At 61.7% G+C, this 14,530-nt stretch carries 9 protein-coding genes and 1 tRNA gene; 4 read left to right on the forward strand and 6 right to left on the reverse strand.

Going from position 1 to position 14,530, the window contains the following annotated elements:
* Positions 1-133 precede the first annotated feature (133 nt).
* Entirely contained in the window at positions 134-2,119 is a 1,986-nt protein-coding gene (locus K3181_RS03380) for a response regulator (protein WP_221600803.1), read from the reverse strand.
* The gene (locus K3181_RS03385; protein WP_221600805.1) at positions 2,116-6,903 is read right to left on the reverse strand and encodes a HAMP domain-containing protein; all 4,788 of its coding nucleotides are present in this window, start codon (positions 6,901-6,903) and stop codon (positions 2,116-2,118) included. Before K3181_RS03385 ends, K3181_RS03380 begins: the two co-directional genes overlap by 4 nt.
* A gap of 205 nt (positions 6,904-7,108) precedes the next feature.
* On the opposite strand from K3181_RS03385, the gene K3181_RS03390 reads away from it, so the two are divergent.
* The 3 genes from K3181_RS03390 to K3181_RS03400 are packed head-to-tail and all read left to right on the forward strand — an operon-like array spanning position 7,109 to position 8,024.
* A complete protein-coding gene (locus tag K3181_RS03390; RefSeq protein WP_221600807.1) occupies positions 7,109-7,480 on the forward strand; it encodes a hypothetical protein in 372 nt (123 codons plus the stop codon).
* Positions 7,481-7,482: 2 nt separating this feature from the next.
* The gene (locus tag K3181_RS03395) at positions 7,483-7,758 is read left to right on the forward strand and encodes a DUF5985 family protein (protein WP_221600808.1); all 276 of its coding nucleotides are present in this window, start codon (positions 7,483-7,485) and stop codon (positions 7,756-7,758) included.
* The gene (locus K3181_RS03400) at positions 7,758-8,024 is read left to right on the forward strand and encodes a DUF5985 family protein (RefSeq protein WP_221600810.1); all 267 of its coding nucleotides are present in this window, start codon (positions 7,758-7,760) and stop codon (positions 8,022-8,024) included. Before K3181_RS03395 ends, K3181_RS03400 begins: the two co-directional genes overlap by 1 nt.
* 190 nt (positions 8,025-8,214) lie before the next feature.
* Here the strand turns inward: K3181_RS03400 and K3181_RS03405 are convergent.
* Positions 8,215-8,291, reverse strand: a tRNA-Arg gene (locus K3181_RS03405).
* A 61-nt stretch (positions 8,292-8,352) separates the two neighbouring features.
* On the opposite strand from K3181_RS03405, the gene K3181_RS03410 reads away from it, so the two are divergent.
* Positions 8,353-9,078 carry a queuosine precursor transporter gene (locus K3181_RS03410; RefSeq protein ID WP_221600812.1) on the forward strand — a complete coding sequence of 242 codons (726 nt, stop codon included), beginning with the start codon at positions 8,353-8,355 and terminating at the stop codon, positions 9,076-9,078.
* A 68-nt stretch (positions 9,079-9,146) separates the two neighbouring features.
* Here K3181_RS03410 and K3181_RS03415 read toward each other — a convergent pair whose 3' ends face one another.
* The 3 genes from K3181_RS03415 to K3181_RS03425 form a co-directional block, all read right to left on the reverse strand.
* Positions 9,147-12,164 (reverse strand): TonB-dependent receptor, encoded by a 3,018-nt coding sequence (locus tag K3181_RS03415; protein WP_221600814.1) that lies wholly within the window; start codon positions 12,162-12,164, stop codon positions 9,147-9,149.
* A 201-nt stretch (positions 12,165-12,365) separates the two neighbouring features.
* Positions 12,366-13,391: a P-type DNA transfer ATPase VirB11 gene (virB11, locus tag K3181_RS03420; RefSeq protein WP_221600816.1), complete on the reverse strand. Its 1,026-nt coding sequence runs from the start codon at positions 13,389-13,391 to the stop codon at positions 12,366-12,368.
* A 14-nt stretch (positions 13,392-13,405) separates the two neighbouring features.
* Positions 13,406-14,530: a TrbI/VirB10 family protein gene (locus K3181_RS03425; protein ID WP_247714849.1), complete on the reverse strand. Its 1,125-nt coding sequence runs from the start codon at positions 14,528-14,530 to the stop codon at positions 13,406-13,408.

The raw sequence follows: 14,530 nt of genomic DNA on the forward strand, positions 1-14,530 counted from the left end.
CGCTGCCGGTAACGCCGATGAAGGCAGTCAGCGCCTCTGGCGCCGTATGCAGATTGTCTGCCTTTAGTCCGGAAAGGTTTCGAAGCAGTCGGTCAGCGCATGGCTCCGCGCGAGGCGAATTCGTAATTTCGGTTCACGCGACCCCGATTTCCAACGATTTCGCGCAAGCGGAAGCCAAGGCCTTCGGGTCGATTGGCTTGTGCACGAGCAACACGTCTTTCAAATCGCTTAGTCGCTCGTCGGCGATGTTGCCCGTTATCAGCACCTTGCCCATACGAGGGGCTGCAATTTGCAGGCTCTCGAGCGTTTCCATACCGTTGAGACCGGGCATGGCGAAATCCGAGATTACGACATCATAGCTTCGTCCTTCGTCGACCGCCTCGATTATGTCAGTGCCCCTTTCGAACTCTTCCACAAGAGCGCCCGCATCGCGCAGTTGCTCCGAGAGTACGATGCGGACGCCTTCATCATCATCGACCAGTGCGATTTTCCTGCCCTTGAACCACGAGAGTTCGCGCGCCCTGCGAGAATTATCCATTTCGGCAGACGGCAGGCGGGCGGGCAGCAAGATTTCGACCCTCGTGCCTTTGCCAACGACGCTCGTGATCTGAAGCTCACCGCCAGACTGATCGACGAAACCGGCGACCATCGACAGCCCTAGCCCGGTGCCTTTTCCGGCGCTCTTGGTCGTGAAGAAAGGTTCGGTTACCTTCTTCAGCACCTTCTCGGTCATGCCGTGGCCGGTGTCGCTGACCACGATCCTCAGGCGCTGATCGCCCTTAGCGGTCGTATCGGCAACATCGATCGAAACGTCGATCTTGCCGCCTTCGGGCATAGCATCACGGGCATTGATCACGAGGTTCATGATCGCGAGCTGCAACTGGTTGCGGTCGGCGTAGATGTGGAGCCCGGTATCGGCGCAGTTCCAGGAGGTCGACACGCCATCGCCAAGCGCATGATCGGCGAGGCCGGAGACCGCATCGCAAAGCTCTTGTGGATTGATGCTGGCGGGCGTGAGGTCCTGTTTGCGCGCGAACGCCGTCATGCGCTTGACGAGGTCGGCGCCCTGTTCTGCCGCGTAGCGCATCTGGTCTATGACGCGTTTCTCAGACGCGCCGAGTTCCAGCCTTCGGTCGAGCACGTTGATGCCTCCGAGCATGGCAGCGAGCAGGTTGTTGAAGTCGTGCGCGACGCCTCCGGTCAACTGGCCGAGGGCGTCGAGCTTGCCTGCGTGGACTAGACGTTCCTCGAGTTCACGACGTTCGGTTACGTCGAGGATCGTGCCGACCCATTGCGGATCATCGTCCTTCCCGACCAGCTTGATACGCTGGTCGAGCAGGTGACGCTTGCGACCATCGGGTCCCACGAAGCGGTATTCAATCGTCACCGCATCCGAATCATCGCCTTCACTGGTCTCGTAGGACGAAAGATCTTCCGGATGCACCCATTCGTCGAAGCGACGAACGCCCGCGATCACGTCCGCCGCATTCTCGCCGATGAAGTAGCCCAGGTCGCCGCCAACGAAGCGGCGCTCCATCCGGCCCTTACCGCTCCGGCTTTCGTATATCGCCATCGGAAGCGTCGCGAGGATCGATGCCTGGCGGCGTTCGCTGCGTTCGAGTTCGCGCTCCACCGCAATCCTGTCGAGTTGTTCGCGCAAATGCGCTTCGCGCAGGCTGCTCTCAAGCTTCGCTTGCTCCTCCATGCGCTGACGCGTTTCGAACAGATCCACAAAGACGCCGACCTTGGTCTTCAGCACCACCGGATCGACAGGTTTGAATACGTAGTCGACCGCGCCCATCTCGTAGCCCCGCATCAAGTGCGACGTTTCCTTGTTCACCGCCGACAGGAAGATGATCGGAACTTGCGAGGTTTTCTTGCGCTCCCTGATGATCGCGGCAGTTTCGTATCCGTCCATCTCGGGCATGTAGACGTCGAGCAGAATGACCGCGAATTCATCCTGCAGCAATTCGCGCAAGGCCTCCTTGCCTGACGAAACGCAGGTGACCTCGGCAAGCGACTTCAACGTTTCCGAAAGCGCGAGAAGATTGCGCTCGTCATCATCGACGATGAGAATGCGTCCTCGCCCAGCTTCTCCATTTTCTTCCTTGTCGATCATTTGACGGCCTCGACATCTGCCGCTTCGGCGGGCTGTCTTGCAGCGCGATCAAAGGCAACCCTGAGAACCGCCATCAGGAGTTCTATGTCGACCGGCTTGGAGATATAGTCGTCCGCGCCGGCTTCGAGACATTTCAGCCGGTCTCCCCGCATCGCTTTCGCGGTAACGGCGATGAGCGGGGTACCGGCCAGGTCATCGTCCTGGCGAATGCGCTGCATTGTCTCATATCCGTCCATTTCAGGCATCATGATGTCGATGAGCGCGGCGTCGATGCTGGACTTCGCCCGCAGCATCTCGATACCGTCGGCGCCTCGCTCGGCATAGACCACCGAGGCGCCGCGCGATTCGAGCACGCTGGCGAGCGAGAAGATATTGCGGATATCGTCGTCGACGATGAGGATGTGCCGGCCGTCAAGCGTCCATTCGTCACTGCAATCGACGCTGGTCTGATTGCCGGCTTCGTCAATTCCCCGCTTCAGCTTGCGGAACGCTTCCGGTGCCTCGCCACGCGGGCTCGTGAGAACATTCGACCTTGAATGCAGGCTGACATGCCGCCCGTCCTCATTGCCGCTCTCTTCGATTATCCAAATCGGGCGGTGGGCGCACCCTTCCTGGTTGGCCAGCATATCAACCAGGACCATTGCATCCATGTCGTCCAGGGTAGTGTCGACGGCCACAGCCACAGGCGGCGTGCGTCGCGCGGTCGAAATGGCCGCGGCGCCGCTGTTCGCAACGCTGGTGGCCATTCCCTGCGCCAGCGCTTCCTCCGTCAAGCGGTCGGCAAGTTCCGAATCGCCCGTGACAACGAGGACGAATGGCTCGGCCGATGGCGCCAGTTGGTCGTGCTCACGATCGAGGTGGAGGGGGCGATGGCTAGACTGGCCGCGTGTCGAGGTATCGTCGGATGACTTGTCGACCTTCGGAGGGTCGAGCGGGAGATAGAGAGTAAAGGTTGATCCCTTGCCATAGGTGGAGGAGACCTGAAGCTCGCCGCCAAGCAGCCCTGCGATTTCGCGGCTGATCGAAAGGCCGAGGCCGGTGCCGCCGTACTTGCGGCTCGTCGTCCCATCGGCCTGCTGGAAAGCCTCGAAGATGAGCTTCTGCTTGTCCTCGGGAATGCCGATCCCGGTGTCCGTGACCGAAATGGCCAGCGCGCGGCTGGCGTCGGACAGTTGTGGATGCTCGCGGTTCCACCCCGACGTCGCCATGCGCACATCGAGCGAGACCTTGCCTTCGGAAGTAAACTTGAAGGCATTGGACAGGAGGTTGAGCAGGATCTGTTGCAACCGCTGTTCGTCGGTTCGCAACGTCTTGGGTAGGTCGCTCGCAAATTCGACCTCGAAGCCGAGGCCCTTTTGCGAAGCCAACTGGCGGAAGGTACGCTCCACGTGCTTGCTGAGCGAGGACAGGCGCATGTCGTCGAGTTCGATCGAGACGGTACCGGATTCGATCTTCGAGAGGTCGAGGATGTCGTTGATGAGGTTCAGCAGGTCCGAACCGGCGGAATGGATCGTCTTGGCGAATTCGGTCTGTTTCTGGCTGAGATTGCCTTCCTCGTTGTCGTTGAGGACCTTGGACAGGATCAGCAATGAATTGAGCGGCGTGCGCAGTTCGTGGCTCATGTTGGCAAGGAACTCGCTCTTGTACTTCGAAGTGAGGGCAAGCTGTTCGGCCTTCTCCTCGATCGCGCGGCGGGCCATGTCGATTTCAAGGTTCTTCGCTTCGACCTGGCGCTTCTCGTATTCGAGCAGTTGTGCCTTTTCCTGCAGCTCTTCGTTGGTCTGGGCGAGCTCTTTCTGCTTGGTCGTCAGCTCGGTCTGGCGCGCCTGCAATTCCTGTGTAAGCGTCTGCGATTCCTTGAGCAGCTCCTCGGTCCGCATGGTTGAGGCAATCGTGTTAAGAACGATGCCGATTGTTTCCATTAGCTGGATCAGGAAGCCGTGATGCGTATCGCTGAAGCCCTCGAAGCTGCCGAGTTCGAGGACTGCCTTGACCTCGTCTTCGAACAGGGCGGGAAGGATGAAGAGATGCGCGGGCTTGGCATCGCCGAGGCCTGAGCTAACGCGAAGATAGCCATCGGGCACCTTGTCCAGCCGGATTGGAGACTTGTCGGCTGCCGCCTGACCGATGAGGCCTTCGCGCAGCACGAAGCGCGGCTTCATTTCCTGCGGATTACCCGCTCCATAGCTGGCGACGAGATCGAGCGTGGCGTCTTGACCCTCGTTCTCCTTGGCGACGTAGAACACGCCATATTGCGCGTTCACCAGCGGGGCGAGCTCGCTCATGATGAGGTTCGAGATCGTGGCGAGGTCGCGTTCGCCCTGCAGCATCCGGGCGAAGCGTGCGAGGTTGGTTTTCAGCCAGTCCTGCTCGGCGTTCTTGAGCGTCTGATCCTTCAGATTGCGGATCATCTCGTTGATGTTGTCTTTCAGCGAGGCCATTTCGCCCGAGGCCTCGACGGAGATCGAGCGGGTAAGATCGCCCTTGGTCACGGCGGTCGCCACGTCGGCGATCGAGCGCACCTGGTTGGTAAGGTTCTCGGCCAGCTGGTTCACGTTGTCGGTGAGGTCGCGCCACAGGCCCGCAGCACCTGGTACGCGTGCCTGTCCCCCCAGCTTACCCTCGACGCCCACTTCACGGGCCATGTTGGTGACCTGGTCGCCGAAGGTGGAGAGCGTCTCGATCATGCCGTTGATCGTTTCCGCCAGTGCCGCGATCTCGCCCTTGGCCTCAAGCGTCAACTTGCGGTTGAGATTGCCCTGCGCCACCGCCGTAACGACATCGGCGATGCCGCGCACCTGGTTGGTGAGGTTTGTCGCCATCAGGTTCACATTGTCGGTGAGGTCGGCCCATGTGCCGCCAACGCCCGGCACCATGGCCTGTCCGCCCAGCTTGCCCTCGGTGCCCACTTCACGGGCCACGCGGGTCACTTCCGAGGCGAATCCGTTGAGCTGGTCCACCATGGTGTTCACGGTGTTCTTAAGCTCGGCGATTTCCCCTTTCACATCCACGGTGACTTTCTTGGATAGGTCTCCGCGCGCGACGGCGGTGGTCACTTCGGCGATATTGCGCACCTGACCGGTAAGATTGTCGGCCATGAGGTTCACGTTCTCGGTAAGGTCCTGCCACGTGCCTGCGACACCCGGTACGCGGGCCTGTCCGCCCAATTTTCCTTCGGTGCCGACTTCGCGGGCCACACGCGTCACTTCCGACGCAAAGGAGTTGAGCTGGTCGACCATGGTGTTGATCGTGTTCTTCAGCTCCGCAATCTCTCCCTTCACATCGACGGTGATCTTCTTCGACAAGTCGCCCGACGCGACGGCAGTGGTGACTTCCGCGATATTACGCACCTGACCGGTCAGATTGGCCGCCAGCTCGTTCACATTGTCCGTCAGGTCGGCCCATGTCCCGGCGACGCCTTCAACCTTGGCCTGACCGCCGAGCTTGCCTTCGGTGCCCACTTCGCGCGCCACGCGGGTCACTTCCGACGCGAAGGAGCCGAGCTGGTCGACCATGGTGTTGATCGTGTTCTTCAGCTCGGCGATCTCGCCCTTCACGTCGACGGTGATCTTCTTCGAAAGGTCGCCCGATGCCACGGCCGTCGTGACTTCCGCGATGTTGCGCACCTGACCGGTGAGATTGGCCGCCAGCTCGTTCACGTTGTCGGTCAGATCCTTCCAGATGCCCGCGACGCCGTCGACTTTCGCCTGACCGCCGAGGCGTCCCTCGGTGCCCACTTCGCGCGCCACGCGCGACACTTCCGATGCGAAGCTGGAAAGCTGGTCCACCATGACGTTGATGGTGTTCTTCAGCTCGAGGATTTCGCCGCGCACTTCCACGGTAATCTTCTTCGAAAGATCACCGCGGGCCACGGCGGTCGTCACCTCGGCGATGTTACGCACCTGGCCGGTGAGATTGTCGGCCATCAGGTTCACGTTGTCGGTCAGGTCAGCCCAGGTGCCGGCAACCCCGGGCACTTCGGCCTGACCACCGAGCTTGCCTTCCGTACCCACTTCGCGCGCCACACGCGTCACTTCGGAGGCGAACCCGTTGAGCTGGTCGACCATGGTGTTGATCGTGTCCTTCAGCTCGAGGATTTCTCCCTTCACATCGACGGTAATCTTCTTCGAGAGGTCGCCGCGGGCCACTGCGGTTGTCACTTCGGCGATGTTGCGCACCTGGCCGGTGAGATTGTCGGCCATCAGGTTCACATTGTCCGTCAGGTCCTTCCAAGTGCCGGCAACACCCTTCACGCGGGCCTGGCCACCAAGCTTGCCCTCGGTACCGACCTCGCGCGCAACTCGCGTCACTTCGGAGGCGAAGGAGCCGAGCTGGTCGACCATGGTATTCACCACCTTGCCAATGCGCAGGAACTCGCCCTTCAGCTGGCGACCGTCGATCTCGGTTGCCATGTGCTGTGACAGGTCGCCTTTGGCGACCGCGCCGATGACTCGCGCAACTTCTGTGGTCGGTTGAACCATGTCGTCGACCAGTTCGTTGACCGCGTCGAGCTTGGCTTGCCAGCCGCCCGAAGCCCCTTTCACACCAGCGCGATAGGCTATTTTGCCCTCCTTACCCACGGTCTGGGAAAGGCGACCGAATTCGCCGGTAATGTTCTCGGTGAGCGAGACGACCTCGTTGAAAAGATCGGCAATGTGGCGGTCGGCAGGATGTTTGGAGTCCAGTTTGAGCCGCGCGGAAAAATCCCCGTCACGCAGTTTTGTCAGCGCATCGATCAGGCCTTCCCGAAGCGTATCACATTCATTGTTCTGTTCTTTTGCCACTGGCTGCCTCTCTGCGGCTTGAGGTGCGACACCGGGCGTCTCGAATAGTTCCAAAACCACCCCCTCCCGGCGAAATCATTTCCCGCACTGAAGGTTCCGGCCCAATTCATTCGCTGGGAAGGTGTGGCATTTTTGAGGGTTTGCTTGCTCGGAAAACCCCTTCTAAGGCATGCGCGGACGGGTAAGCGGGAGCACAAGGTCGAGGATGGCGACCGACGAAGATATCGAACAATTCATTTGCGACAGTTTCACGTCGATCTGGGACCTGGAGTTGCTCGCCACGGTGATCGCCATGCCGCAAGAAGGCCTCACCGCGGTTGAACTGGTCGAGCGGATGAGGGCCAGCGAACTGGTCGTGCAACAGGGTGTTGCATCGCTCGTAGCCGCCGGCATCGCGTCGCTGGACCATGACGGGCGGTTGCAATTCCGCCCAGTCAATGAAGACGTCGAACGTAGTGCGATGCGCGCCAACAATTTTTACCAGAGATTCCCGGGCCGCGCCCGAAGGCTGATGATCTCCCGCCAGGCACCGGGCCTCAACGCTTTCGCCGACGCTTTCCGTTTGCGAAAGGACTGAGCATGGCTGGCTTGATACCCGATCTTGTCTATTTGCTGTGTTTCCTCACCAGCGCGCTATGCGCCGGCTTGCTGCTGCGCCAGTATGGCAGGGTGGCATCCCCCGTGCTGCTGTGGAGCAGCGCCTGTTTCGTGTTCTTGGCGCTGGCCAATCTGCTGGTCGTCATCGACCAGATCGTTTTCCCCGATATCAATCTAAAGCTGGCGCGGCTGATGCTGACGCTGCTCGCGGTGTCGGTGTTGCTGTTCGGCTTCATCTGGGAAGGGGAGAAGGACTGATGATCGAGCAATTCCTGTCCGGGGCCGTGGTCATGGCCTTTGCCATCGCCTGCCTGCTCTTCCTCAAGTATTATCGTCGTACTCGCGAGAAGCTCTTTATCACCTTCGCCGCCAGCTTCCTGCTTCTGTCGATCAACTACGCTTGGCTGGCGCTGACTCAGATCCCGGTGGAAGAGCGGAGCCCGTTGTTTCTCGTGCGACTGCTGGCGTTCTCGCTGATCATCTATGCGATCTTCCAGTCGAACCGCGATAGGGCCTCGCACTGAATTTCGTGGCCGAGACCGCGTTCGTCAACATTGTGACGATGCCGCGATGACCGAAATGGGGCTCAAGGCAGCTCTACTGGTCTCGGGGACGTAAATGAGAACGCTTTGCCTCACGCGGTGCTTGGATAAGGTCACATCAAGGTTGCGATGGGGTCACGGTAAGGTTGTCCCAACACCATGGCGCGGGAATTGGCGCGCCCGGCAGGACTCGAACCTGCAACTCCAAGCTTAGAAGGCTCGTGCTCTATCCAGTTGAACTACGGGCGCGCTCCGTGCCCGCCATAACGTGCCTTTTCCGGTGGGCCAATCGGCAGTAACCCTCTTAGCGATGGAAAACGCACCGCAGACCGCAGCCGAGCATCGCTTCCGCTATTACGACCTGGTGATGGCGGCATTCGTCACCATCCTGCTGCTGTCGAACCTGATCGGAGCCTCCAAGCCCAGCTACGTGACGCTTCCCGGGATCGGTGAATGGTCCTTCGGGGCGGGCGTCCTGTTCTTCCCGGTGAGCTATATCATCGGCGACGTGCTGACCGAGGTCTACGGCTATGCCCGCGCCCGGCGGGTGATCTGGACCGGCTTTGCCGCGTTGCTGTTCATGGCCTTCATGGCCTGGGTGGTCGTGCATCTGCCGCCGGCGGCGGGTTGGCCCGGACAGGAGGCCTACGAGTTCGTGTTCGGCAATTCCTGGCGCATCGTGTTCGCCTCGATGATTGCCTTCTGGGCGGGCGAATTCGCCAATAGCTACGTCCTCGCTAAGATGAAGGTGTGGACCGAAGGGCGCCACCTGTGGATGCGCACGATCGGTTCGACCGTGATCGGCCAGGGGCTCGACAGCCTGATTTTCTACCCGCTCGCCTTTTGGGGGCTCGCCGGCTGGCCGGTCGAACTGCTGTGGCAAGTCGTACTGTCGCAATGGGCGATCAAGACCGCCTGGGAAGCCCTGCTGACCCCGGTGACCTATGCCGTGGTCGGTACGCTGAAACGCGCAGAGGGCATCGATCTCTTCGACACGGAGACCGATTTTTCGCCCTTCGCCTCGACCAGGGACTGAAGGCACGGAAAAAGGGGCGACCCGACGGGCCGCCCCTCCCCCTCTCCCCATCTGAGTGGGTCTATTGCTTAGAACTTCGCTCCCACCGCGATGCCGTAGCGCCGCGGGTCGAGCGTGAAGATGTTGGTGAACAGGCCCGACGATGCGTCGGTGACGTAGAGCCCCGTGACCGAGTCGCTGTCGAAGATGTTCTGCACGAAGCCCCGGACGAACCAGCGATCATCGGTGCCGTTCAACTGGATCGACGCATTCGCCTGGACGAACGGAGCGACGCGGTTGACGCGGCCGTTGAACACGTTGCCGTACTGTTCACCGGTAAAGGCCAGATCGAAGCGCGGGACAAGGCTCATGCCGTTGCCGAACTCGGCCGTGTACTGGACACCGATCGAGGCCTTGAACTCGGGCGCCTGCGGCAGCTTGTTGCCCTTCAGATTGACCTCGACCCCCGGGCTGAGGACTTGGATCCCGCCGAAGGCCTGGCCGAGCGTCACGCCGGGCGCGGCCGGAGCCGCAGTCAGGGCATCGAGCGCGCCGCAAATGCTGAAGGCGCCATTCGAAGCGATGCCGCCATCGCTCGGGAACGGTGCCGGGGCCTGGAGGTTTGCACCGGGCTGGAGACCCGGAACAAGGCCCGCGTTGATCAGGTTGTTGACCTGGGCAACGTAGCCATTGGCATTGCCGCCGGTCACCGCGCACAGCGCACCATTGGTGATGTCCTTGATGATCACCGCCGTCGGATCGCCGCCACCCGGGTCACGCGGGTTGCTGAAGAACTGATCCCCGGCGACCTTCGCATTGAGGTAGCTGAGGTTCATGTTGATCAGCCAGTTGTCCGAGGGACGCATGATCGATTCGAGTTCGAGGCCCCAGATCTTGGCATCGATCGTATCGTTGACCGAAGTCCGCGCGATGATGCGGCTGAGCTGGAGGCTCGAGTAGTCGTAGTAGAAGCCGGTCAGGTTGACCTGCAGACCACCGTTGAAGAAGGTATTCTTCGAACCGATTTCGAACGCGTTCAGCGCTTCGGGACCGAAGCTCTCCGACACGGAGAAGACCGGCGACAGCGGCGGATTGATGCCGCCCGACTTGTAGCCGCGCGAATAGGATGCGTAGAGCAAATTGTCAGGCGAGAGCTCGAAGTCGAGCACCACGCGGCCGGTAATCTTGTCGAAACCGACCTGGCGGGCCTGGAACAGCTGGTTCCCGGCGGTACCCGGATCGGCATCGAAGCTGCCGACGAACGGAGAATCGAAGGGATCGCCGTTGTTGCTGTAGGGATTGAGGAAGTTGGCGAGCGTGGTCCGCGCGGTCAGTGCCTTCTTGTCGTTGTTGTAGCGGATGCCGGCGGTCAGCTTGAGCCGGTCGGAAACGTCGAAATAGACTTCCCCGAACAGGCCGTAGCTCTTCAGTTTGAAGTAGTCGGTGTTGTTCCGGTAGAACGAGGTCGCCAGATAGGATGGCGGAAGATCGTTGGTCGGATCCGCATCCACGGTTGAGCCGAAGCTCGTGAACGACCCCAGGATACCGGTGATGTAGTCGATCGCGAAAGCGTTGACGTAGTAGTCGGTATTGAAGGCCTCGGCCTCGGCATAGATGCCGCCGATCAGGAAGTTGAACGGGCCGTCGAAGTCGCTCGACAGGATCGCTTCACCCGACCATGATTTACCGTTCGAACGCGACCGGTCGAACGCGCCGGGCAGATCAGAGCAAATCGACTGCCCTTCGAAGGCGCCCTGATTGCTCAGCAGGGTATCCGAAGTACACAGCGTTCCGTTCGGCCCATTGGGCGTCAGGGCGTTGTATACCGGCGAGAAATAGGCCGACGAACCCGGCACGAAAGCAGGGAAAGGAGCCGGCAGGCCCGTCGGAACGCCATTCGCGGCAAAGAACGCAAGACTGTTCAGGGCCGTCTGGAACTGGACCGAGTTGCGGCCGGGAATACCAAGGTTGTAATCCTGGCGCGAATCGACCGAGGTTTCCTGGTACATCCCCGTCAGCGACAGGTTCATGTTGCCGAAACGCTGGTCGAGGTGAGCCTGAACCTGCAGTTCGTCGGCGAAATATTCCGGCGTGAACGAAGTCCCGACGGTGCGGACGTCATCGGGCTCATCGAAGGTCGAATAGAGGTCCGGGCCGTAGAGGCTGTTGAGACCGAACGAATTGCCCAGGGCGGCGCCCAGCTGCGTGGTCAGGAATTCGACCGAACCGAGCGTCCCGGTGAAGGTCGAGTTGGTATTGGTATTGTCGAAGTCGCGGCGGTTGTTGAGACAGCCGAGCACGCCCGTGGGATCGCGCTGACACTGCTGCTTCTGGATACGCATGCGCTTGTCGTCTTCACGGAAGTAGTATCCCATGATGTCGAGCGTGGTGTTGGCCGTCGGCTCCCAGCGCAGCGAACCGCGGATCGCATACATGTCGCGATCGTCGAGGTCATTGCCGTCGTAGATGTTGGTCGTGTAGCCGTCGCGGTTGAGGTAGAAGCCCGCCGCGCGCAGGGCCAGCGTGTCACCGATGGGCACGTTGATCATGCCCTTCGCCTTGATGCTGTTGAAATTGCCGTATTCGAACTCGCCCGAGGCACCGAAGATGCCGAGTTCGGGCTTGTGCGTGACGACGTTGACGACGCCCGACGTGGCGTTGCGGCCGAACAGCGTGCCTTGCGGTCCGCGCAGCACCTCAACACGCTCAAGATCGAAATATTCGGTTTCGAACAGGCGGGTACCGAACAGCGGCGAGCCGTTGGTGTGGATGCCCGTGGCCGCGTCGCACGAGGTCCCGACGCACAGGTCGCCGATGCCGCGAATGGTGAAGCTCGAACCGGTGAAGTTCGATTTGGTGAAGGAGACGTTGGGCAGCGTCAGCTGGAGATCGCTGGCATTCTCGATCTGCTGGGCTTCGAGCGCTTCGGCGTCGAAGGCGCTGACCGCGATCGGAACTTCCTGCAGCGACTGGTTCTGACGCTGGGCGGTAACGATGATTACATTGCCGCCAAGCCGCGGCTGGTCGTCTTCGGTTTCCTGAGCAAACGCCGGAAACGCAATCGCGCTCGCGCAGATACCCGCGAGCAGGGAAGCCCTCACCCTCATTAACCCTCTCCTCTCCATGTGGCCGTCTTTGCGGCCTATCCTCCATTGCTAACACACATTCGTATGCACGCAAGGGATTGCGCATGATTGTTGCGCAAAAGACGGGCGAATTTTGGCATGTGTTGTTCCGCGGACGCATTCGCCCGCGGGATTGACGCTACGGAATGCTGCCGTTCGCGGATTGCGGCATATTTACCGCAGTTAGACGAGCGTGTGGCTTTCGGCGATCTGGGTTATGCCGCGCTTGCCCGAAACATCGCGTCCGAGTTGTACCAGCACGTCAATGACGCTGGCTGCATAGGCGATCGTGTCGCTGCGCGTGAGGCCGATTCCCGTCTGCATCACCATCAGCGAAAGCTGCTCGAGCGCCCCGTGCAGGCTGTTCGCATGGATGGTCGAGAAACTGCCCGGATGGCCGGTGTTGATGGCACGCAGGAAGCTGACGCTTTCCGCACCGCGCAATTCGCCGAGCACGATGCGATCGGGGCGCAGGCGAAGGGCCGCCTGGAGTAGCTCGTTGGCGGTAACCTTGGCCTCGCCCAACTCGCCCTTGACCGCGACGAGGCCGACACCGTTCTCACCGGGCAGCTTGAGTTCGGGCGTGTCCTCGACCAGCACCACGCGTTCGTGCTTCGGAATTTCACCGAGCATGGCGTTGAGAAAGGTGGTCTTGCCGGTGCTGGTACCGCCCGAGACGAGGATGGTGCGCCGCTGGCGGATAGCCTCGCGCAGGAAGGCCACCGGCTCGGCCTGCGCATCGGGCATGGCGCCGTGCTGCGGCGGGGTAAGCGGACCGGTGTCGTAGGCATCGAGCGGCAGGTCGAGGCGTCGGTGGCGGCGGATCGCCATGGCCCAGTGCTTGCGTGCCGCTGGCGGCCCGCAGAACTGGACACGCGCCCCGCCAGGCAGCGTCGCGCCGAGCAGCGGATGCTCGCGATTGATCCCCTGGTGGCTGACGCGGGCGACCTGTTCGGCCAGTCGCTGGACCAGCCGGTCGTCGATTTCGGGACGCAGGACCTTCTGCATGCCGCCGGCGGCGGCATCCTCGATCCAGACCTCGCCAGGCCGGTTGACGAGGATCTCGGTCACCGTATCGCGCTCGAGCCATTCACGGAACGGGGCGAGATAGGCGTCGAGATAGACGCTGCGCTCGCCGTGGAGATCCACGTTCGGCGCGTCCGTTTCCGGATGGGTATCCGGCTGGAAGGGATGGATGTCTGCGCTCACGGTATCGTTCCGCCTCAGCTGACCGAGGAGAAATCCAGGTCGCGCGCGGTGAAGATACGGATCGGTTCGCCTTGCCGCACACGCACGGTGGGGCCGCGCTGGCCGTCCTGCTGCGCCGCGGTCGCGGCCGCGGAGGAACTGGCACCGCCGATGAGGACGCCAGCTGCGCCACCCGTCGCAAGCGAACCGACACCGCCGACGACCGAGAGCAGCATGGCCGAGCCGAACCGTTTGAAGAAGCTGTTGCCCGAAACCTTGCCGGCGAGGCCGGTGGTCCCGTCGAAGCCGATTGCGGGCGAGGCGAGATTGACCGAGGCACCATCGGGCCGGATCAGGCGCGTCCAGATGACATAGGCGCGCTTCTGCCCGTTCTGCAGGCCCGACTGGTACTGGCCGATCAGCCGGCTCGAGCGCGGGACGAGGATCTTGGTCCCGTCGAAGCTGCGCACGTCCTGGCTCACCACCGCGCGGACATAGCCCGGCACATTGGTGTCGATCGCGGTTTCGAGGATTGCCGGGATCAGCGTGCCCTGGGTCACCGTGGTCGCGGGATTGACCATCGCCTTGGCCTGCGCCGGCGCGCCACCGACGCCGCCGATGCGGCTGGCGAAATCATTAGCCGAATTGCCCGACGATCCGGCGCTTGCCGCCTCCACGGCGCCCGGCTCGGCAATCGCGAGCGTGGCGGGAGATGCCCCGGAATCGAACACCACCGTGGGATTGGCATAGGGATTGGCAGAAAGACCCGGCTGCGGCTGCGCAGCGAGCACCGGCTGCGGCGCGGGGTCCGGGCGCGCCGCCGGGGCGGCGACCTGGGCGGGAGCAGGAGGCGTAATCGCCGCGGCAGGTACGGGCGGAGCCACCTCGACCGGCGCCTGCTTGCCGCCGACCCCTTCGGGCGGGGTGATCCGGGCCGAATTCATGCTCCACAGAGTCACGAGACCGAGACCGGCGACGATTGCAATACCTGCAACCATGCCGAGCGCATCGGACTTGCCCGCAGGCCGCGCGACGGCGGGGAAGGCGTTGCGCTGCGCGAGGTCGATCACCTCGGCATCGGTTTCATCGCGCGGATCGACATCGTTCGCGATCCCTGCATCGCCCGGCTTCTTTTCGGGCAGTCGCATGGCGAGACGCAT

Origin of the sequence: Qipengyuania mesophila (assembly GCF_019711655.1) — a bacterium.
Lineage (GTDB): Bacteria > Pseudomonadota > Alphaproteobacteria > Sphingomonadales > Sphingomonadaceae > Qipengyuania > Qipengyuania mesophila.